The sequence below is a fragment of the Lacunimicrobium album genome (genome assembly GCF_052161635.1).
GTDB lineage: Bacteria > Planctomycetota > Planctomycetia > Planctomycetales > Planctomycetaceae > SXPC01.
In genome coordinates, this window is record NZ_CP197413.1 from 5,014,693 (window position 1) to 5,035,184 (window position 20,492).

The following is a 20,492-nucleotide window of genomic DNA, read 5'->3' on the forward strand; positions in this document are numbered from 1 at the left end:
AGAGTACTTCGTAGCGCAAAGAAAAAGACGCCCTGGTGAAAACCGGGGCGTCTTTTTTATTGAATGCCGATAGGGTTGGTCGAAGGGGGGGTGGGAAGACGACCGCGTCTACTGGCATCGGAAATCAGAATCTGAATTCACCCCCGAGGCTGAGGCCCTGGAGCATGAAGTCGGTGAAGCTCTGGTCGAGGACGACGGCTGGCGTTGTTCCTGTGCCGTTGTCGTTGTAAGAGATGTTGTCGAAGGGTCGGGAGACGCGGTGGATGAAGAGGAAGTCGTAGCCGACGTAGACGGACATATGCTCTCGAATGTGAAACTTGCCTTGAACGGCGAGATTGAACATGGGAGAGAATTCGTATGTGCGGTCATTGGAATCGACGAAGCCCGAGGTTGAGTCGAACAGGTCGTTCGTCTTGACGCGGCTGGCTTGTCCGTTGGCGGCGAGAACGAGTGTGGGAGTGACCGAGACGGTAAACCATTCGTGTCGCAGTTCAGCTCGCAGTCCGGCTTGAGGGCCGAACAGGTTATTGATCGACTTGCTTTCGATGGTCGTCGTGTGGACGTCGGGGACGGTAGTGACGCCTGTGATGCCGAGTTCTTCGGTCAGATTGACGTAGCGGACCCCGACCGTTGGTCGCCAGTTCCAGAAGGCGTTTGGACGGCTGGAGTTCCAGACGTAGTTGGCTTCGGTACCGAACATGCTTGTTTCGAACCGTGCTTTGAGCGAGGTGTCGTAGGCAAGGACGGGGGAACTGGTGATGCCCGAACCGTTGCCAGCAGGAATCTGACCCTGGAAGAGGAGAGGAATGTAAATCGCGCGGTCGACGCCGACGGCATCGAGAAGTGGATCGACGGCGCCGGGAGTCGAATAGAACTCGCCGAAGTCGAGGGTGGTTGTGTCTTTGGCGAGATACCAGGTCGCCCATTCCAGAATTCCATCGTTCAGCTCGATACCGAGTGTTCCGCGGATCCCCGGGACGTTGTCGAGGTCGATCTCTGCGAGCGAGCCGACTTTACCGACGTAAATATCGCCGGATGAGCGCTCTGTTGCCAGGAAGGGATCTTCAGGGTCCGTGACACCTGAGACGTCGGCTCCGAGGAGTCTTGGTCCGGGATTTCTTAATGACCATTGGATGTATTCCAGTCGGAACCAGCTGTTTCTTGCGACATCCTTGAGGAAGTCGTGTGCCGGGTCGTTGTAGCCTGGATCGTGGAAGGGATCTTCGGGAATGCGCTCATAGTTATGAGGAGGCATGTACCCGGTCTGGCTTGCATAGGGTTCGAAGCCCGCATAGCCTCCGCCGGATGGAGGGCAGTAGGGTTGTCCGGGTGCGCCCGGTGACCCCATCATCGGGGCTGATGGGTAGGCGGGCATGCCGAGACCGGCCGGGCCCGGGCCATCCTGGGACCAGGCAGGAGCCTGTGACGACATGAGCATGGCAGTGACTACTGCTGCTTTTCGCCAGCTGAGTATTCCTGCCCGTCTGCGAGATGGAATTGTCATGAGGTCGAACCTTGATCGTCGAGAACGTCTGCATTGATCGCGTATCTATCAGGACCGAGGTGAGGTGATAGGTCCTGATAGATCAGCATAAAGAGGAGGAGCGTCGATCGATGCGGAGACGTGGTGATGAGAAGTGAAATTCGAGACAAGGGAAAAATTATGGGTAGTTAACACCATTGATCGTGATAGAACCGTTGGTTGATCCCAGCGGTGCCTGGAAGATCGTTTCGGTTCCCTGGAAGCCCTGGATGTTGAACGTGTTGCCTGCAGTACTCTGGAGTGTCACGGTTCCGAAGACACTGTTGAAAATCACGCCCTGTTCCAATGGACCACCGAGGTTGAGATCCTGCAGCGTGAAGATGTTGCTGCTGATGTTGACTCGGCTTGGTCCCTGGATTCGATCGAAGAGGATGGCAGTCCCTGCATCTGTTCCGAATGCCAGAGTGTTGTTGGTGATGGCGATATCCGAGTCGGCTCCGACATCGAAGACGAGTCCGAAGCTGGAGATGTTGGCGGATTGAGTCAGCGTTGTGGAGACGTTGTTGTTGATCAGGACATCGAGTTCGCTATCGATCTCGAAGTTCATGACCGTCGTATTTCCTTCGTCGGCGTTGATCTGGAACTGGTTGTTCTGGATCAGGATATCGGTGTCTTCATCGGTTTCAGAGGTATTGTTGACGATGTTGAGTCCGATCAAATCGCCATCCATGCCGATGGCTCCGAGGTTGAAGATGTTCCGAAGAGCGGCGGTTGATCCGGAGCCGATGACGGCTTCCATACGACCGTTCCATTCGATGTTGATGGCAGCCAGGTCGTCGATGTTGGCATCGTTCGACAGAGTAAAGATGTTGCCCTGGTCGATCTGGACATAGATGTCCATTTCCTCGTTGTCATCGGTGTCAGAATTGATGCCATCACCTGATGGGCCGATTGACACAGTATCGGTAACGATGTTGGTCGAGGCCTGGATGTTGATGATTGTGTTGAGGTCTTCGTTAAAGCCGTTGTTGTTCAAGTTGTTGGCAAGGATGTAGACCTCGTATTCCTGGTCATCCGTTCGCACGGTGTTGTAACGCAGGTCGATGACGTTGTCTAAGAGTCCGCCGTTGCTTTCCGTGCTTGAATTCCCGAGGGCAAAGACTCGCGTGTTGATGGCGAGGACACCTTCATTGATCGACTCTTCGATCTGGAAGGTATCGAGAACAATCTCATCAATGTTGCGGGCTAACAGTCCGATGCTGTTTGCTTCGAGCAGCATGTCTGTAACCGTGAAGGAAAGAAGTTCATCGTCGTCGGCATCAATCGAGTCGTTGAGGTTATTGAACTCCGAGAGGAAGATCGCTGCATCCGAGTAATCAGTCAGAGAACTTTGACCGTTCGAGCCATCGATGTCGAAGCTACCCGTTGAGTCCGTAATGATGATACCTGCATCAATGAGGTTTGTGTCATCTCCTGTGCCGATAACCTGTGTGAGGTTGATATTGATGTCTGAGTTGTCGACCTGCACTGCGACCCCGGCGTCGTTGTCAATAATACCACCTGACAGAATGGCGAAGGAATCCGTGTCAACAACGATCAGCGAGTCGCCGACGTTCTCGATATTGAGCGTCTGGAAGGAGACGGCTCCGGAGTTGTTATCAGAGATGACGACCCCGTCCAGTTTCAGGTCGCTGGTGATGTCGACTTGGTTGAACGAGATGCCGCCTGTGTTGTCCTGCATCAGGATGGCGTTGGCGAGTGAGCCTTCCATTGTGAGGTTACCGCCGAAGAAGACGGAGCCACGGTTGTCTTGAATGCGAATTGCATCGTCGAAGATGGTGTATTCGATATCCACCGGTCCGCTGAATCGGACGATGGAGTCGTCATCCTGAATCAGGATGGATGGTCCGAACAGCGCGTCCATATTGACGGCACCGAGTACTGAGAACGTCCCGGAGTTATCTGTACCAACTTCACCGATTCGAATTCCCGAGGCTGCGAAGACGCCGCTGGTTCCGCCGGTGATATCGATCGAGTTAAACGCGACATTTCCCGTTGATTCCTGGAAGTCGATCGCGAAGAAGGTCTCATCAAGGAAGGTTCCAGGGACCGTTGGGCCAATGTCGGTTGCACCGACAAAGCTGACGTCTCCGGCGATTCGTTCGAGATTGATCCCGGTGTCGTTCCGGTTATTGATCGTTGTTCTGTTCATCGAGATGACAGATGTCGCTGCGATGTCAGAGATGTTCATGGCAACGCCTGCTGCGTTGTCGATGGTGGTGATCCCAATGAAGGAGACTCGACCGCTGGTGTTGTTGATATCAACGCCGGTCGTGGTGCTGTCAGTGATGGTTGCGGTGTCGATCGTAACCGAGCCAGCCGTGTTGGTGATCAAGATACCCTGGCCGTTATCATCTTCGATGGTCGTGCCGGTCATGTTGATGAAGCCCCCGGTTGTTCCGTCGATTTCGACAGCGCGACCGCCGCCGGTATTCGAGATGGTACTTCCAGAGTAGGTGACGTTGGCATTCCCGCCGTTGACTTCGAAGGCATTGCCGACGGAGTCCGCGATGTTGACGGATTCAAAGATGTAGTTGCCGGTGGGGTTGGTCATGATGATCCCGTTGCCGCCAGCGTTGTTGATGTCGACGAACCGCATCGTTCCGCCGTTCGTGTTGTCGATGACAACGCCGTTTCCAGCCGGGCTATCGATAATGAAGCCCGAGAATTCAGAGCCAGAAGCGAGTTCGAGTCCGTCAGCGGGAGCATTGATCAGCTGTGGTCGATCAATCCCTGTTGTTGCGCGAGGCAGGGCACGGTTGCCGAAACCAGCGATATTGATGAAGTGGGTGATCCCATCACCTTCGCCGAGCATTCGCTTGCCAATATCGGTCACGATCCCTGCATCGGCTCCGTTGAAGATGCTGTCTGCGTGGACGTAGACGATGTCGTAATCGAGAGTGTTGCCGCCTTGAGTCGTGGCATCGGTGATCTGGTCGAATGGATTCTCGAATGTCCCGTCTCCGCCGCCGCCAGCTGCACTGTCGACGTGTCGGATGATGTAAGGAAGACCTGTGACTGGGTTGATGGCGACAATATCTTCTTCAGTGATGTTCTGGTTGGAGACGACGACCCCACGGTTACGTTTGACGGGTGTTGTCATACGATCCCAGGTGCTGCGGTGCCAGTTGCTGCGGTAGGTGTTGTGTGGATCGAAGGTCCAGGCGACGGAGAAGTTGACACTGGTTCCGAAGACTTCGTCGTCCTGGAGCTGCACGTCCATGGTGACGGAGGGGATGGGGTTGGCTTCGAGACGTGTCTTCCAGCCGATGACGTCATCGGTATTGTCTGACAGGAAGTAGTACCAGCCTGCGTAAGCGCGGATATTGTGGCGTTCGGCCACTTCCTGCTTGATCGGCAGACCGATTTCCATATCGAGCCCTTTGAGAGCTTCGCCGATGACGCGCGTCTGATCGTAAAGCAGGTTATAATCCTGGAACTGGAAACTGCCAGATTCGATAAAGAGATCGAGCTGACGTTCCTTGGTCCCGACCGGGTAATACAAGTTGGTACGGAAGTCGAAATTGTTGCCCAGGGTTTCGAATGAGGCACCGACCTGTTCAAAGACCGAACCGCGGGAACCGTCACGGTCGTACCAGATACTTGCTCCGAGCATTCTGTCGATGCCCTGGAAGTAGTGGCGATAGCCGAGACCTCCCGATCCGCCCCAGTCAGCTGTGTTCGTGCGGAAGAAGCGAGCGGAGCCGAAGAACATGCCTTCTTCGACGAACATATAAGGAGAGGCTTCGAAGTTGAGATTGCCTTCTTCGAGGTCAATCGACTGACCCGCGGTATATCCGCCCTGGAACCAGGCACCGAAGCCGCCTTCGGCGAGTTCTTCGGCAGGTTCGGTCAGAGTATAGATGTCTTGATCCATGCCGCCGATGTTGTATGACTCATCTTCCTGTGCATGGGCCATCGGGGCACATGTCAGCCAGGAGAAGAGAACGCTGGTGAAAAGCACCGAGCGGGTGATGGCGGCGCGATGCCAGCGTTTTCCAGACGATTGCTTTGTCTGAAGGTGGGCCGACGTTGAGGCATCGTCGAGTCGATTTGTTACTGGTGCAGTGGTCATGCTGGAGGGACTCTCAGTCATATAGCTCTCGGTTGGTTGGCATTCATCCTGGCGGGAGGAATCTCCACGCAGACCTCGCGCCGAAGGGGAGTCCCTACGGTCCGGGTCGAAGGTGGATTCGAGGTGAGATGAAAACCAGAGGCAATGGGGAGAGGGAAAGGGAGAGGAGTTCGGAATCATGAGACGACGCGAAACGTCGCGACAATTTCATGACAGGTGAAGTGAGATATGAGGTGTGACTTGGCCCTTTGCGTCGGGGATCGTAGAAACAGATTCACGACGCACCTTGGTCTGCCGAGATTGGTAGACCGGCGCGGAACATAAATCAAACTTTAGCCAGGTGAAATAGTGAGTTGAAGAATTCCAAAATTCCGCCCCCGGAATTGCAAAGACTGCAAAGTGGACTGTCAGGGCGCAGTTTCGTTTAAGACGGAAAAACAAGCATCAAAGCAGGCTTGTTGCTCAAGTTGCGTGCATTGTTAACAGACACGGCTCACGCCAGAGAAAACTTTCTGGGATGAGCCGTTATTGAAGAGAGAAATTTCAGAGAGGCGATCGATCAGCCGACGAGTAGTTTTTCGGCTTGCTCGTATTTCTCCAGCGTCTTCTTGACGATTTCTTCAGGAAGCTGTGGGGGTGGACTGTTTTTGTCCCAGCCTGATGTTGATAGCCAGTTACGAAGGAACTGCTTATCGAATGAGGCCTGATCGCGTCCTGGCTGATAATCGTCTTTCGGCCAGAATCGTGAACTGTCTGGGGTCAGGACTTCGTCGATGAGGATGATCTTATCGCCTGCCAGTCCGAACTCGAATTTTGTATCCGCAATGATGATGCCACGTGATTGAGCGTAACGGGACGCCTTTTGATAGATGTCGATGCTGAGTTGTTTGAGTGTTTGTGCAAGAGCTGGATCGATGTGCTGGCACATGACTTCAAACGAGATGTTTTCGTCGTGACCTTCTTCTGCTTTCGTGGCGGGGGTGAAGATCGGTTCTGGAAGCTGGCTGCATTGTTGAAGCCCATCAGGGAGCGCCACGCCGCAAACTGAGCGAGTCTTTTGATATTCCTGCCAGCCAGAGCCAGCGAGGTAACCTCGGACGACGCATTCGATCGGGACGACTTTTGTCTTCCGGACGATGACACTGCGACCCGTCAGGGCCTCGCGTTCAGCCGTTGTGAGTTCGGGGAGAGTGGACATATCGGTCGAAAGCAGATGATGTTCAACGCCGAGAAACTCAAACCACATGAGACTGAGGCGATTGAGCAGTTTGCCTTTGGAGGGGATTCCGTTGGGCATGACCCAGTCGTAGGCGGAAATTCGATCGGATGCAATCAGCAGGAGGCGGTCGCCGAGGTCGTAAACATCGCGGACTTTGCCACGACGACAAGGCCAATAAGGGAGATTCGTGCCCAGGAGTGCGCCATCTTGAATGGTGAGGCTGGGTTGAGAGGTCATGGAAAGGCTTTCGTGTAGACCGATAGAATCGTATCGAGCGTGATTGGTATGTGGACCGGCGTGGTGTTAAGATGAAAGTCTAACACGTTGATGCAACGGGATGAAGGATGTCGGATTTGCGATGTCTGGCAGAGTAAAATCTCTGACCGCATTGCGAGGTCGACAGCGCATCGTTACGTTAAAGACTTCGAAGACCGCCCCCCAATAGATCATGGCAGGTAGATCGTGACAGGGAGAACGATGGTGTTGACGGAACTGGAGAATTGAACGTGGGAACGATTCATTTCCTGGTACCGCACGCCAATATTCAATCAGAATTGCCAGAGATTCAAGCTGCTTATATGAGCGGGATCGATGGTCATATTTTCCCGACACGCGTTTCGTACGAGTCGGGCAGTCTGGATTTCAATAAGCCGACTGCTGATAGCTGCAAGCTGAATATCGCCTGGCCGATCCCTGGCTGGGGACGACCGATCATTCGCACGGCTTCGCTGAGTGAGCGACAATCGACCTATATTCTGACGGTCGAACTGGCACGCGGGAAATTATCGGAAACGAAAGATCAGCGAGCAGTCTGGGAAAACTCGGGCATGAACGTGCCGCCTGAGTATCTCAAACTCGAGCAGGAGGCATTTCGCTTTTTCAGACAGGCAGCCTGCCACCAGGATGACATCAACGAAGCCACCAGGCTGGCCGAACAGTCCCTGAGCAAATCTCTTCAGGCAACCGAACTCCTGCTGAAGGCCTATGTGGCACAGCGGATGGCTTTCCGTCGACAGAAGTCGAATTCGTCGATGGTCTCTCTGGGCTGTTTTATTACCGGTGACAGCGTTCAAGAGCCCTGGCTGGAGGAACTGAGTATCGGGTTTTCCTCGGTTGGGGTTCCATTGAACTGGAAACTGACTGAGCCCAGCGAAGGTCAGGTGCAGTGGGAAACTGCGGACCGTCTGGTGGAATGGTGTCAGGAACACCGCGTGATGCCTTATGGCGGGCCTCTGCTCGATTTGTCTGCAGAAGGTTTGCCATCGTGGCTGCTGTATTATCAGCAGGACCCGACGCACATGCAGGATCTGATTTGTCACTATGTTGAATCGGTAACGAGTCGTTATCTGGGGAAAATTCGCAATTGGGAGATCATCGCCCGGGCGAACTCAGGAGGTGCTCCCGGATTCAGTGAGGAGAGCCGATTGACGATGGCGGCTCGTGTGATCGATATCGCCCGTCAGATCGACGACGAGAACCAGTTATTTATCCGTGTCGATCAGCCATGGGGAGCTTATCAGGGACGAGGGACTCATCGCCTGTCGCCGTTTCAGTTTGTCGATGCGCTCCTCAGGTCAGGGATCGGGCTGACGGGAGTAAACCTGGAAATCGCGATGGGCTATCAGATGGTCGGAGCGGGTTTTCGTGACCTCCTCGATATGTCCCGACTGATCGATCTGTGGAGTACGCTCGGGGTTCCTCTTTATGTTACGCTGGCGTATCCCACTTCGCGGGAAGTCGATGCCAAAGCGAATTCACGCGTGAAGGTCACTCCTGATCAATGGCGTCTGTCCTGGAGTGATGATTCGCAGGCTGAATGGATTGACCAGGTCCTGCCGATGCTTCTGGCCAAACAGGCGATTGTGGGCGTCTTCTGGTCTCATATTGCAGATGGTCAGCAGCATTATTATCCCAATGCGGGTTTCATTCGTCCGGATGGTACGACGCGACCATCACTGGCGCATTTCGTGAATCGAAACGTCATTTCCTGATCTTCATTTCCTGATCTATATTTCTCACTGCTGTAGGAATCATGGACGAGACCTCATTCCTGGACGATATTCAGACGACCGGGCGGCTGGCTGCTCATGCTGGTGCGGGCATCGTGCGGCATTACTTTGAGCATGGCGTGAAAATGCGGGCAAAGGAAAGCTACAACCTCGTCTCGGACGCGGATGTGGAATCAGAGCACGCCATCGCCAGGATCATTCGCGAGCAGTTCCCGACGCATGAGATTCTGGGCGAGGAAGGGCATGATGCCGATTTGTCTGCTGAGCATCTTTGGATCATCGATCCCCTTGATGGAACAAACAACTTCGCTCATCAGATCCCACATTTTGCGATCTCCGTGGGCTATTACCACCGCGGACAGGCCAAGTACGGCATCGTGATCAATCCGATTCACAATGATACCTACGAAGCGACGCTTGGTCGGGGCTCGACACATAACGGCAAATCAATCCGCGTGGGCGAACAATCGCGTCTTGATGAAGTCTTGATCGGTGTCGGGTTTTATTATGACCGTGGGCAGATGATGGTCGCGACTCTGGATGCCATCCGGACGTTGTTCGGGCACAATATTCATGGTATCCGACGCATGGGGACGGCATCACTGGATCTGTGTCAGGTGGCCTGCGGGATGTTCGGAGCCTACTTCGAGTACAAGTTGTCGACATGGGACTTCGCGGCAGGTCGACTGATTCTGGAAGAAGCTGGTGGAAAAATCACCACATCCGACGGCTCGCCTTTACCGCTGGCCAATTCGAGCATTCTGGCATCGAACGGGCATCTTCATGAAGCTATGCTCAATTGTATCCGAGATCCGTTTTTGACCATTTGACCGAGTCCATCCGTCGAAAATCATCGCCTGGAGGGAATCTGCCCAGTTGTATAACCAACTGTTGACGGGTAACCTAACAGGAGACATTTCGTATCACATTTCGGCAAGCAACCATTCTGATTTTGCTGTTTTTGCAGTCATTCAGGTTAAGGTCGCCACTTTCCTATCTTTCGATATTCGGTTCCGGCTTCGCTATTGATGGCGCCAGGCCTAAGGAGTTTCCATGAGTTCAGAGATGGAAAAAAAGCGATCGTCCTCACGACGTGACGCCACTCCTGGTAAAGCATCGAGCAGTAAACCCCCGAAAAGTGGCAGCAAATCGGGAAGCAGTTCTTCCGATGATCTGACGGGCAGGAAGCTGGGCAGGTATTCGATTGTCAAAAAAATCGGTTCGGGCGGGATGGGAGCCGTTTACCTCGCCAAAGATTCGACTCTTGACCGAACCGTTGCGCTGAAGATCCTCCCCGCTGAAAAGGCAGAGAACCCGACGCTGGTCAAACGCTTTCGTGCCGAAGCAAAAGCATCAGCGATGCTCGACCACGAAAATATCGTTGGTGTGTACGATTCTGGCGAAATTGAGGGGCTGAACTATATCAGCATGGAGTACATCGACGGGATTGATGTCTCCGATCTGATTAAGCGCAAAGGGACCGTCGGAGTTAAGCGTTCGATTGATATCGTTCGACAGATCGCGATGGCCCTTCAGCATGCCAATGAGCGCAATATCGTGCACCGCGATATTAAACCCTCGAACTTCATGATCACGCGAGAAGGCGTCGTCAAGCTGGCGGATATGGGGCTTGCCCGTGCCATCGACGAGGCGACCGAGACGTCGATCACGCGTGCAGGGTCGACCGTCGGAACGATCGATTACATGGCTCCCGAGCAGGCCCGCAGCAGTAAAGCGGCTGATACTCGAAGTGATATTTATTCGCTCGGCTGTGCCTGGTTTCACATGCTGGCGGGACATCCGCCGTTCAATGAAGGCTCTGTCACGAATAAGCTGCAGGCCCATGCCGTCGCCGCATTGCCTGATCTGAGGAAAATCAATGAAAGCGTCCCGATGGGCGTGATCGCGATGATTTCCCGCATGATGGCCAAACGTCCGGATGAGCGTTACCAGTCGCCCGATGAACTTCTGGAAGATCTGGCGAATGAAAATATTTTCCGCTCCGACATCGCTGAAGAGGGACTTGATGCCCTGGCTCGTGAAGTCGTGGAAGAGAAGGCGAAGAAGCCAGCCAAAGCAACATTGCCTCCCAAAGAAAAGCGCCTGGCGAAAGTTGATAATGAGCCGAATGGCTTTCTGGAAGCCGTTTTGAGTTTTGTCCCTGTCGTGATTGTGGCAGGGATCAGCGTGGGCGTAATTGTTCTGATGTGGTGGGGTCTGTCGGGTTTCGGAAGCGCGTTGTCTGGATCAGGTCAGGCGAATCTGCAGAAGACCGCAGAAGAAGAGGCCAATAACGAGCTACTCAATAAAGAAGGTAAGTCACTGGTCGAGAGTACCGTCGTGCGTCGCCCTGGTGACCCTGCGACAGGAACGTTGCAAAATTCCAATAACACTTCGCCGGCGGTCAATCTACAGGAAGGCACGATGGTCATGCGTGCCGGAATGGGGGCCGGACAGACAGAGAACCACCCTGCACGCGCTACGATTGCAGCCGACTGGTACGATGCTGATCGTCTTCCCGCCAAGCGAGTCTCTGCCAAGAAAAACTTTGAACCGGTCGATACGGAATTCGCGGCTCAATTGGCATCGATCGAATCTGCAGACGGCGTTCTGGAACTCACTGACGATGGTCCGTATGTCTTGACGAAGTCCTACGTGATCAAATCGCCAAGACTGGTCCTGCGAGCTGCGCGCGGGATGAAGCCGGTGGTCCTTTACTCACCGGAAAACGGGAATTCCAAGGAAGCGACGACGCTTTTCACTTTTAGCGGTGGGAAGCATTTGATTGATGGGATCGAGTTCGTCACGATTCTCGGAGAAGCTGGACATGAACGTCCTACGGACTTCATTCGCATGTCTGATGGCACGAAGCTCGATGTTGTGAATTCCGGATTCTCGCAGGAAGGGACTTCTCAGACAGGCAAAAGCGTCAATGCAATTCGACTTCTCGGTGGCGTTGTGAATCCGTCTCTGAGAGGGTTTCAGAATGTGTTCCGGGGTGAAGATCTTACGGCGATCAATCTGAATACCAATAATGGCGATGTGGAACTGACTCGCTGTCTGGCATTCATGGGACGTTCGCCGATCACGCGGATCACCGATCCTAAGGAACAGGCTACAGACGCAGCCGGGGCGGACGTTCAACGCTCATTGACGGTCAAAGAATCTCTCTTTGCCGGTGGGGCATCGTTTCTGCGGTTTGACAGCGCGAATCGCACAACAGCCAGTCCGATCACGAAGGTCACCGCAGATCAGACCCGATTCATTGAATGGCCGTCAACCGGCGCGGTTCCTTCTGAACAGCGTGCCTGGATTGTTGGGGATCAACTCACCAATATCGACCCTGCAGCAGGAACAGGAAGCATTGAGCAATCCCTGCAACTGGAGCTCTCGAAGTTGCAATTTGCAGGATTCGATCAGATGTTCAGCGGTCAGGACCAGAAAGGTCAGCGTCAAACCGCCGCCTCGATCAGCGATCTGGAAAGTCAATGGAAAGCTCGCTGGCTGGACCTGACTGCGTCTCCCTCTCCAGTTGCTTCGACGGTCTTTCGCGACGTTGCTTCTCGAACAACCGAGGCGTTCGATCTGGCGCTTGTAGCCTCTTTGAGTGTCACGACCAGTCAGCCTTCGCTAAAGGCGGAAGATTATCGTTGTCTCAGTCGACTGCCCCTCGAGAAGCAACTGGTTTTACAGAGTACGCTTCAGCGGGAGGACGTGGATCGATTGTTTGAGGGTGCTGAGACGTTCCGCGTCGAGATTCCCAGACAGAAACTTCAGGACGTCCTCAACAATGACCGTTTGCCGCAGCGGGCGATTATTGAAGTCAGAGGAGCTGGTGAGATTGAACTCCCTGCAACACTGCTGGAAGACAAGTTGCTTCGTATCGATTTCGGCAAGCCCGGAGATATCATTCTCAGGCCTTTGGAACTGAAGTCGACCATTGCGCAACGTGCGGACGACAAGCTGCCGTTTGAATCTCTCTTGACGATGCGAAACGGCTTGCTCGACCTGCAAGCTGCCACGATCGTTCTCCCTGCATCCAAGTCTTTGAATACGCCCATCTGGGCTGTGACCAGTGATCGTGGACACATTCTACTGGATCGGTGCCAGTTGGTAGGGCCTCCAATTTCAGACAGCCTGCATGCTGGTTTGATTCGACAAGTCTCACGTCCCCAGACGCCGATTGGCAAGTCGATGCCTGAACTGACATCGGCTGCGACGTTCATCACGAACTCGACCTTGTTTTCGCCCAAGACTGTCTATGAATCCGATTATCTGCAGCCTCGCTTGAAGATTCACAATTCAGGAGTCGCTTCACTGTCGAATGCAATTTTGCTGTCTGCGAAAGCCTCGGCAGGTTCTCAATCGTCGAAAGCGAGGGTCGAACTGTCTAACACGACGATCAGCAGCGGACAAGCGGCGATCTCGATCACAGGCGAGGCTGCTGCTTCGTCCGTCGCTGTTCCGTTGATCATTCAGGATTGTGTTTTTGCGCCGCGTCTGGATATCAAACCTGAGGTCCCGTCAGGGCCTCTCCTGAACCTTGGAAGTGGAGCGAAAGCCTATTCCTTCTGGTGGTTCAATAATGGAATCACGTCGACTCGCGCTGAGATCACCAGCCAGGTGACGCAGTCAGGCGGTACCGTCCCAACTGAGTGGTCCACTTTATGGAAACCAGGACATGACGCAGGGACACTCTTTGGAGCCGATGGCGTTCTCATGTCACAGGCGATGCCAGAGCCGAAGGATTACGATATTGCTGATCTTGCCTTGAGCCCGACCTGCCAGGCGATGAAGTGGAGTACGACCGGCGGTCCTATCGGCGTCGATGTCAAACTGCTCGATGAACTGTTCAAGGCCGCACCATCGTCTCCCAATCAAGGTAGTTTACGCGAACCTCAGAGACTCCCTGGTGGTAAGCTCGTTCGACCCGGTTTCTAAAAGTGAGACGTGCGGGTTATTCTTCGTTACGGGATCGCTTTGTTGTGAAGAGCAGTCGCGATCAGGGCGGCATCGATTCCCGAGTTCTCCAGCAACTGGAGATCAGACACCCCGCGAATCCCGCCGCCCGTCAGGATTGATAGATTCGCAAAGCGCTGCTTGATCTGCTTGCACAGATCAATGGTCACTGTCCCTGTTTTCGTTCCAACGGCGGCCGTGTCCAGAATGATCACTTCTTTGATGTCTGCCTCGATCACCTGCTCAATGAGATTTGAGATGTCAGAGCAGTCATCAGCCAGCTTCAATTCGCCATAATGAAGGTCGATGCTGAAGCAGATCGGAATGCCGATTTTGACGATTTCATTGAGGTCGCTCAGTTGTTCCAGCGTCTCACTGGCGACGATCATGGTCCATGTGTCTGGCCAAGGGGGGACTTGATTCAAAACCTGATGAAGATGGGAAGTCGATCGAATTCCGACGTCCACCAGCAGGTTGATCGGCATCGTTTTCAGATCATGAAGAATTGCTACGTTCGGCTGGCCATTCACGATTCCATCAAGATCAGCCACGTAAAGTCGTGAGTATCCCAGTCGGAGAAACCCGTCTGCAAAGTCTCGCGGGTCACTCCCCTCGAATAGCTGGGATTCGATCGGTCGATACCGTTCTCTCTGTCCGGCGATCGCATGGACGACCGATCCTGCTTTGATGTCAATCACAGGAATGATCTGCATCTTCAGTCAATCTGGGGTGAAGTGAATGTTTTGTTGGAAGTGATGTCGATCACGAAAGACAGTTTGAGTTTAGCATGGCGAGCCTCGATGTTTCGCCCGGATTCGCAGTTCCATTCTTGACCTTTTGCGAATGCTCATCTCAGAGTACATGAACAACGCAGCAAGACGCGTGGGTGAGAACATGAGGCTCATCGGGCAGATTTCGTCAGGCAAAATTGAGGATGACGGTAACGTCGGCATCTTCTGCACGACCTTCGGGAAAAAGTGTGACCCATGAGCGCGGGGTGGAAATCCTCGCACGTGGGAGAGACTTTTCCCGATAGTAAATAGCAACCTGACGGCAATGGACTTTGCCCCTCCCCAGCAGCACATCGTGGACGTGACGATCGCATCTATTATTCCATCCTGACGATGAGCAATTCTTCCTGAGTGTCCGACCGATGTTGTCGTGACAAGGTTCGAATTTTTCAAACGCCAGGATCAGGCCGATGCGATTCCCACTCAAAGTAGATCTTCCCCGAGGAATTTGTATGCATTCTCACCTGGCCGTCCAACACCTGATCCGTCAAGTCGAAGCCGACCGCTCACGCCCTCGTGATCGTAAACCTGGCTGGCTGACTGAAATGATCGACGAACTGGCCAACCTCTTCGAACCAATCTCCATCTCCGGTCGCGTGGGCTTCAACTGCCAATGGAACAACGACCACTGGGATCTGCAGATGTACCTGGGACGAGTCGAAATGATCGGCGGCGTCAGCGATGGTCTGCAGAAGCCACTGAACTTCGAGTTCGACGTCCGGATGCTGATGAAGTATTTTACCTCGGTCGATCGCATGACCTGGACGGCTATTCCAGACGCCTCTGCCGACGAAGAATCACTTCGCTCTGCTCCAGCGGGCCTGATGATTTCGGGACTGGTCGCCGATCAGCAACTCGTCCTGACGATCCTGGAACAAGCCCCGATGGAAACCGCAGCCGCGATGCAGATGCGGAGCAACGGTAAAGTCATCGCCGGGTTGGATATTGACTCGCTGTGGGATTAAGCGATTGACTGAAATGAAAAGCGAAAAGCGGGACGATTTGACTCGTCCCGCTTTTTTGTTGGTAGAATCACGGCATGGAACGATTACCCACTGAGGAAGAAATCAATCCGATTCCCGAAGATCTTGACGGGCAAAAGGCTGTTAAGCACTTCTTAGGCAAAACACGTCAACAGATCTGTGACGAGATTGCGGAAGGTTATCTTTATCACACTGAAGATCTCATGTTTATGGGGCCTGACGCATTCTGTTATTATTTGCCCGCAGCAGTGAATTTTGTGTTGAGTGAAAAGTCACTCGGCGATTCGGATATCGTCAACGGCTTGACCGGCACCATTAAATTTCGTTTGGAATACGGCCGAGACGAAATCCAGAACGCATTTCCCGAAATCATTCGTTTCGCAAAGCATGCGCTGGAACATTACGACGAATTTGACCTCACCCCGGATATCTACAGCGACTTGCGACCAACCCTGCAGAACTTCCTTGATCAATGCTCGTAATCAAACTGAATCACTGATTCAGAATCAATCCATGGACCAACTACCGACCGAGCAAGAGATTAATCCCGTCCCTGAAGATCTGGACGGACAAGTCGCGCTCAGGAACTTCTTGGGCAAAGCGCGACAGCAGATTTTCGATGAGTTCGATAAAGAGGGCTTTTACTACACCGAAGATCTCATGTTTATGGGGTCGATTGCGTTCTGCTTTTATTTGACGCCGGCCGTCGATTTCGTTCTAACCACCAGATCACGTGGCTACGCAGGACTCATTCATGCGATGACATTAACACTTCAGCACCGCCTCGAATGGGATGACGAAATTGCTGCCGCACTGCCAGATATCATCCGTTACTCACGTTACGTCCTGGAACACTACGACGCTTTTGAAATCGATCCCGTCATCCGCGGCGACTTCCGCCCCATTCTGCACGACGTGATCTTATTCAGCGGCGGATCACACAATTCTCAAATGTAGGGCGCCGGTGAGTCTTCGATCTGCAGCAATAGACGGTTCCAATCGGCAGAAGACAGGGGGTTTACACCCCCCGCTCGCCTTTCGGAATTGTTACTGAATTGGCGAATAGTCCGTCGACTTCAGCATGATGGATTCGACTTTGGTCGTCAGTTTGCCGTCCTTTTCTGACTCGGCGACGATTTTGAGGAACTCTGGATCTTTGGCGATGCCGTTGATCAGCATCTTCTCACGGCTGGCGAGGTCGGGGTAGGCGATGATGTAGAAGATCTTGTTTTTGTCTTCGCCCTCGGTGCCGGTCCAGTAGCCGATGTTTTTGATGCCATGTTTTTCGAAGATCTTCAGTGTGTGATTGCGAAAGCGGGCGTTGAGCGCATCGAGTTTGCCTTCTGCTGCGGTGTAGATGCGGAGCTCGAAGGCGGTCGTCGAGGGGGTTGGTGTGGCAGCGGTTTCCTGGGAGAACGAGGCTGCGGTTGTGAAGGAAGCGACGACGAGAAGAGAGGCGAGGATGACGCGGTTGAAGGTTTTCATGGTGATTCCTTAATAGCAGGTTGAGAGAACAAATTCAGACACAAGGGACATTGCCGCCATCGATGACGAGTTCACAGCCGGTCATGGAGGAGGCGCGGTTCGAGACGAGGAAGGCGACGAGTTCTGCAACTTCCTCGGGTTCATTCGGACGACCCAGAGGAATTCCGCCGAGGGCGGCCATCAATGATTGGCGGGAGGTTTCGAAGTCGGTTCCGCTCTCCTGAGCGAGTCGTTCGATGAGTCGGACTGCCGATTGGGTTTGAGTGAAACCGGGAGCGACGCTGACGACACGGACGCCTCGGGGACTGACGTCTTTGGAGAGTCCTTTGCTGTAATTGGTCAGGGCTGCTTTGGCGGCGGCGTAGGCGATGGTTGCTTCGTGTAGTGGCAGCGTGCGTTGGATGGAAGAGACATGCACGATGACTCCGCTGCCTTGTTCGAGCATGCCGGGGAGCATCGCGCGATCGATCCGCACGGCTGAGAGAAGATTCAAATTGAGCTCGTCCATCCAGATTTCGTCGGTGAGTGTCAGCGCCCCGCCAGCGGGTGCGGAGGAACCCCCGACGGAGTTGATGAGGATATCGAGGCCGCCGAGTTCGCGGCGTGTCTGGATGGCGATCTGTTCGACGCCGCTGGCGGTGGAACTGTCGGCGGCGATGACGAGTCGTGCCCGGCTGTCGCGTTTGGTGCGTGCTGATGTCACGACGAGGCCGCCCGCATCCACAAGGCGGTTTACGATAGCTTCGCCAATACCATTTGTCCCGCCGGTGACGAGGATCCGCTTGCCGGCGAGTCCTTCGTCGAATGATGTTGTCTGCATGATGTAATCCATGGTGAGTGAAACTGATTTCAGGAAGACGAACTTTACACAGACGATTTTCTTTGTAAAGTAGCTTCTTAAAAGTCAGTAGATTTACAAATGGGAAGTAATAGGGAAATGTCAGCTCAGGACAACAATCACGAACCACTGACAAAACTTCTGAAAGTCCTTTCCAGCCCGTGGACGATGCTTCTGATCCATCGACTTCATCAGGAAGGGCCGATGCGGTTTGGGGTTTTGCGGCGGCGTCTAGGCTCGATCTCGACGAAGACGTTGACTGAGCGTCTGAGAATGCTCGAAGCAGAAGGCTGGGTTCACCGTCACTATGAGCCGACGGTTCCGCCGCAGGTGACTTATACGTTGGCGGAGAAGGTGCTGGAGCTTGATCCGCTGATGGTCGAGATGGATCGGATCGCGGAGCGGTGGTATGGGGAGGGGAAGTGAACGGGAAGAGAGTTCGGGGGGAATCTTGTTACATTGGTGGTATTAAATTTTGGATCAAGTGATTGCCTGGGGGGTTATGGATCGATTGCCGACTGAAGATGAGATCAATCCCATTCCGGAGAACCTGGATGGGCAATGTGCCGTCAGGAATTTTCTGGGGAAGACGCGGCAGCAGATCTTTGATGAGTTTGGTGAGAATGGGTATTACTGGACTGAAGACCTGATGTTCATGGGGCCTGTAGCGTTCTGTTTTTATATCACGCCTGCGGTGGATTATGTTGTTCGATCACGTTGTTATGGTGGCATGATCCACGCGATGACACTGACGATCCAGAGCCGACTGGAATGGGGAGCTGACGAGATCCGTGAAGCGTTTCCTGATCTTGTTCGCTTTGCTGAACATGCTCTGGATCATTATGAGACGTATGAGCTGACGCCGGAAATTTATGGTGATCTGCGCCCGATCGTGGCTGCGATTTTTGTGCAGTGTCATGAGAGGGGTTGAGATGGATCGGATTGCGGAGCGGTGGTATGGAACGAAGGAGTAACGAAGACGCTTAGCGTTTCTTGATCGTGTTTTCCAAGTCTGCGACTTCGTAGAGAGGCAAGTGACGGAAGGGTGTCTCAAGGATGAGCGTGCATAAGCAGGTGACATAAAGACGTCCCCAGCGGTCGCCGTAATCGTGGCCGTCGCCTTGCGGCGTGTGGGGATGCCAACTGCCAACGATATCGCCCGGCGTCTCTTCGGACGGAATCAATAGTTGCTGCTCCATCAGGATCTTCTGCGTGTAGCCGTACCATTCCTTCCAGGTCTCACCGCCGTTGTTATGCAGGGCGTGGGCGAGGTAATACCAGGCGTAGACATTGCGACGCCCCTCTTTCCATTGAGGGAGGTTCTGTGGGCGAGTCAGATAGCTGATCCCGTTTCTCATGATCTTGCTGTTGGGCTCCATGCCCATCCACTGTCTGCAAACGAGTCCTTCTGCCGTCATGGAAAGTGTCGGTGATCGGCCGGGCGTGTAAGAGTACAGCCAGGGATCTGACGATTCGAGACGGTTCAGAAAGCCCGTCGATTTGCGGAAGATGCGAGGCTCAACTTCTATGCCTGCGACACGAGCCGTCTGCAGCGCCATGAGCGCCCACCCCGTGACGCTCAAATCTCCCCCCGACCCCGGCGAGAGGATTCCATAACGCCAGCCCCCTTCGCCGCGAAGCTGGGCTTCGTCGAGATAGCGGATCGCATTCTCGCAGGCGGTCTTCATCTCGGGATCACCGGTCATCGCATAGCATTCACAGAGCGCAATCGTCGCGATGGCGTGAGAGTAGATGACGGAAATGCTGGGGCCGTCCCCCTGATCGAGGTTGCCGTTGCGTTTTTGGTGTTCGAGCAGCCACTTGATGCCCTGAAAAACTTCGCGACGGTAGTCGCCATCTTTGGGAGTGCTGCCTGCGCCGAGAAACGTCAGCAAGGCGAGTCCTGTTGCGGCTGCATCGCATTTACTCCCCGGGCTGGCCTGGGGATAACCTTCGTGGAACTGCCAATGGCCGTCTTTTTGCTGCTGACGCGCAATCCATTCCAGCGACATCCGGATTGTGCGCGTTGCGTTGGGATTGCCACCGCTTTGTCGAATGCGCTCTCCTTGTTGCCCGGAAGAACGTCCCGAGAAGACATTTCCAAACGTCGCCTTCTGCGGAATCGCTGTCGTTGTCTTGAGCGGAGCCGTGAGATCGAGACTGGGCATCGTCAGGTCGAGCATCTGCTCGCTGCTGGGGAGACTGGGGAGGTTGTCATCGATATTGACCTCGACTCCGGAAGTCATCTCGAAGTTGCCCAGCTCAAAATCGGTCCCATCGCCGATGTCTTCACCCCAGAGCATATCCGTCACCGGCGGCATTGAGTCGGTTTGGACTTGATAGACGATCAATCCCATCACCAGAAAGATGCAGGTGTGGACGATCAGACTCAACAGCATCCCTGGGATCGAGCGATGCAATTCGGCTCGCCAGTTACGCTGGAGTTGCTCGAGGCTTTTCTGCAGGACGCCTCGGCGGGGACCCCGTGGTTTGGGAGCCGGTTGCGATGGCATACCGGAATTATCGGCACACTTGACGGCCGGGGCAATGAGAATGTTCGTCAACCGATAGAACTGTCTCAGACGTTGAA

General features: G+C 53.9%; 15 protein-coding genes. 8 read left to right on the forward strand and 7 right to left on the reverse strand.

Annotation, left to right across the window (positions count from 1 at the left end; all coding sequences use genetic code 11):
* Positions 1–124: 124 nt before the first annotated feature.
* The 3 genes from SH248x_RS20105 to SH248x_RS20115 form a co-directional block, all read right to left on the reverse strand.
* On the reverse strand, positions 125–1,504 hold the full coding sequence (locus SH248x_RS20105) for a BBP7 family outer membrane beta-barrel protein (protein WP_459556114.1): 1,380 nt from the start codon (positions 1,502–1,504) through the stop codon (positions 125–127).
* 157 nt (positions 1,505–1,661) lie between these two features.
* The gene (locus SH248x_RS20110; RefSeq protein WP_459556115.1) at positions 1,662–5,618 is read right to left on the reverse strand and encodes a beta strand repeat-containing protein; all 3,957 of its coding nucleotides are present in this window, start codon (positions 5,616–5,618) and stop codon (positions 1,662–1,664) included.
* Positions 5,619–6,177: 559 nt separating this feature from the next.
* Positions 6,178–7,074 (reverse strand): phosphoribosylaminoimidazolesuccinocarboxamide synthase, encoded by an 897-nt coding sequence (locus SH248x_RS20115; RefSeq protein WP_459556116.1) that lies wholly within the window; start codon positions 7,072–7,074, stop codon positions 6,178–6,180.
* A gap of 269 nt (positions 7,075–7,343) precedes the next feature.
* On the opposite strand from SH248x_RS20115, the gene SH248x_RS20120 reads away from it, so the two are divergent.
* From SH248x_RS20120 to SH248x_RS20130, 3 genes are all read left to right on the forward strand, one after another.
* The gene (locus SH248x_RS20120) at positions 7,344–8,828 is read left to right on the forward strand and encodes an endo-1,4-beta-xylanase (protein WP_459556117.1); all 1,485 of its coding nucleotides are present in this window, start codon (positions 7,344–7,346) and stop codon (positions 8,826–8,828) included.
* A 41-nt stretch (positions 8,829–8,869) separates the two neighbouring features.
* Positions 8,870–9,676, forward strand: coding sequence for an inositol monophosphatase family protein (locus SH248x_RS20125; RefSeq protein ID WP_459556118.1), 807 nt, complete (start codon positions 8,870–8,872; stop codon positions 9,674–9,676).
* A 223-nt stretch (positions 9,677–9,899) separates the two neighbouring features.
* Complete coding sequence (locus tag SH248x_RS20130) at positions 9,900–13,787, forward strand: protein kinase domain-containing protein (protein WP_459556119.1); 3,888 nt, start codon at positions 9,900–9,902, stop codon at positions 13,785–13,787.
* Positions 13,788–13,813: 26 nt separating this feature from the next.
* Here SH248x_RS20130 and SH248x_RS20135 read toward each other — a convergent pair whose 3' ends face one another.
* A complete protein-coding gene (locus SH248x_RS20135; protein WP_459556120.1) occupies positions 13,814–14,518 on the reverse strand; it encodes a HisA/HisF-related TIM barrel protein in 705 nt (234 codons plus the stop codon).
* A gap of 530 nt (positions 14,519–15,048) precedes the next feature.
* Here SH248x_RS20135 and SH248x_RS20140 point away from each other — a divergent pair.
* The 3 genes from SH248x_RS20140 to SH248x_RS20150 all read left to right on the forward strand — a co-directional run bounded on the left by SH248x_RS20140 (position 15,049) and on the right by SH248x_RS20150 (position 16,536).
* On the forward strand, positions 15,049–15,561 hold the full coding sequence (locus tag SH248x_RS20140; protein WP_459556121.1) for a hypothetical protein: 513 nt from the start codon (positions 15,049–15,051) through the stop codon (positions 15,559–15,561).
* Between the two features lie 74 nt (positions 15,562–15,635).
* A complete protein-coding gene (locus SH248x_RS20145; protein WP_459556122.1) occupies positions 15,636–16,061 on the forward strand; it encodes a hypothetical protein in 426 nt (141 codons plus the stop codon).
* Between the two features lie 31 nt (positions 16,062–16,092).
* Positions 16,093–16,536, forward strand: a complete 444-nt coding sequence (locus tag SH248x_RS20150; RefSeq protein ID WP_459556123.1) for a hypothetical protein — start codon at positions 16,093–16,095, stop codon at positions 16,534–16,536.
* A gap of 90 nt (positions 16,537–16,626) precedes the next feature.
* Here SH248x_RS20150 and SH248x_RS20155 read toward each other — a convergent pair whose 3' ends face one another.
* Positions 16,627–17,064 carry an NIPSNAP family protein gene (locus tag SH248x_RS20155; RefSeq protein ID WP_459556124.1) on the reverse strand — a complete coding sequence of 146 codons (438 nt, stop codon included), beginning with the start codon at positions 17,062–17,064 and terminating at the stop codon, positions 16,627–16,629.
* 34 nt (positions 17,065–17,098) lie between these two features.
* Positions 17,099–17,884, reverse strand: a complete 786-nt coding sequence (locus SH248x_RS20160; protein WP_459556125.1) for an SDR family oxidoreductase — start codon at positions 17,882–17,884, stop codon at positions 17,099–17,101.
* A 117-nt stretch (positions 17,885–18,001) separates the two neighbouring features.
* Between SH248x_RS20160 and SH248x_RS20165 the strand changes: the two genes are divergently transcribed.
* Positions 18,002–18,328 carry a winged helix-turn-helix transcriptional regulator gene (locus SH248x_RS20165; protein ID WP_459556126.1) on the forward strand — a complete coding sequence of 109 codons (327 nt, stop codon included), beginning with the start codon at positions 18,002–18,004 and terminating at the stop codon, positions 18,326–18,328.
* A gap of 76 nt (positions 18,329–18,404) precedes the next feature.
* The gene (locus SH248x_RS20170; RefSeq protein ID WP_459556127.1) at positions 18,405–18,833 is read left to right on the forward strand and encodes a hypothetical protein; all 429 of its coding nucleotides are present in this window, start codon (positions 18,405–18,407) and stop codon (positions 18,831–18,833) included.
* 52 nt (positions 18,834–18,885) lie between these two features.
* Here the strand turns inward: SH248x_RS20170 and SH248x_RS20175 are convergent, their stop codons facing one another.
* Positions 18,886–20,415 carry a prenyltransferase/squalene oxidase repeat-containing protein gene (locus SH248x_RS20175; RefSeq protein ID WP_459556128.1) on the reverse strand — a complete coding sequence of 510 codons (1,530 nt, stop codon included), beginning with the start codon at positions 20,413–20,415 and terminating at the stop codon, positions 18,886–18,888.
* Positions 20,416–20,492: the final 77 nt, after the last annotated feature.

Excerpts from the sequence above, each read along its gene's own strand:
- SH248x_RS20105 (WP_459556114.1), bottom strand. The coding sequence starts at position 1,504 with ATGACAATTCCATCTCGCAGACGGGCAGGAATACTCAGCTGGCGAAAA.
- SH248x_RS20110 (WP_459556115.1), bottom strand. The coding sequence starts at position 5,618 with ATGACCACTGCACCAGTAACAAATCGACTCGACGATGCCTCAACGTCG.
- SH248x_RS20115 (WP_459556116.1), bottom strand. The coding sequence starts at position 7,074 with ATGACCTCTCAACCCAGCCTCACCATTCAAGATGGCGCACTCCTGGGC.
- SH248x_RS20125 (WP_459556118.1), top strand. The coding sequence starts at position 8,870 with ATGGACGAGACCTCATTCCTGGACGATATTCAGACGACCGGGCGGCTG.
- SH248x_RS20130 (WP_459556119.1), top strand. The coding sequence starts at position 9,900 with ATGAGTTCAGAGATGGAAAAAAAGCGATCGTCCTCACGACGTGACGCC.
- SH248x_RS20135 (WP_459556120.1), bottom strand. The coding sequence starts at position 14,518 with ATGCAGATCATTCCTGTGATTGACATCAAAGCAGGATCGGTCGTCCAT.
- SH248x_RS20140 (WP_459556121.1), top strand. The coding sequence starts at position 15,049 with ATGCATTCTCACCTGGCCGTCCAACACCTGATCCGTCAAGTCGAAGCC.
- SH248x_RS20145 (WP_459556122.1), top strand. The coding sequence starts at position 15,636 with ATGGAACGATTACCCACTGAGGAAGAAATCAATCCGATTCCCGAAGAT.
- SH248x_RS20150 (WP_459556123.1), top strand. The coding sequence starts at position 16,093 with ATGGACCAACTACCGACCGAGCAAGAGATTAATCCCGTCCCTGAAGAT.
- SH248x_RS20155 (WP_459556124.1), bottom strand. The coding sequence starts at position 17,064 with ATGAAAACCTTCAACCGCGTCATCCTCGCCTCTCTTCTCGTCGTCGCT.
- SH248x_RS20160 (WP_459556125.1), bottom strand. The coding sequence starts at position 17,884 with ATGCAGACAACATCATTCGACGAAGGACTCGCCGGCAAGCGGATCCTC.
- SH248x_RS20165 (WP_459556126.1), top strand. The coding sequence starts at position 18,002 with ATGTCAGCTCAGGACAACAATCACGAACCACTGACAAAACTTCTGAAA.
- SH248x_RS20170 (WP_459556127.1), top strand. The coding sequence starts at position 18,405 with ATGGATCGATTGCCGACTGAAGATGAGATCAATCCCATTCCGGAGAAC.
- SH248x_RS20175 (WP_459556128.1), bottom strand. The coding sequence starts at position 20,415 with ATGCCATCGCAACCGGCTCCCAAACCACGGGGTCCCCGCCGAGGCGTC.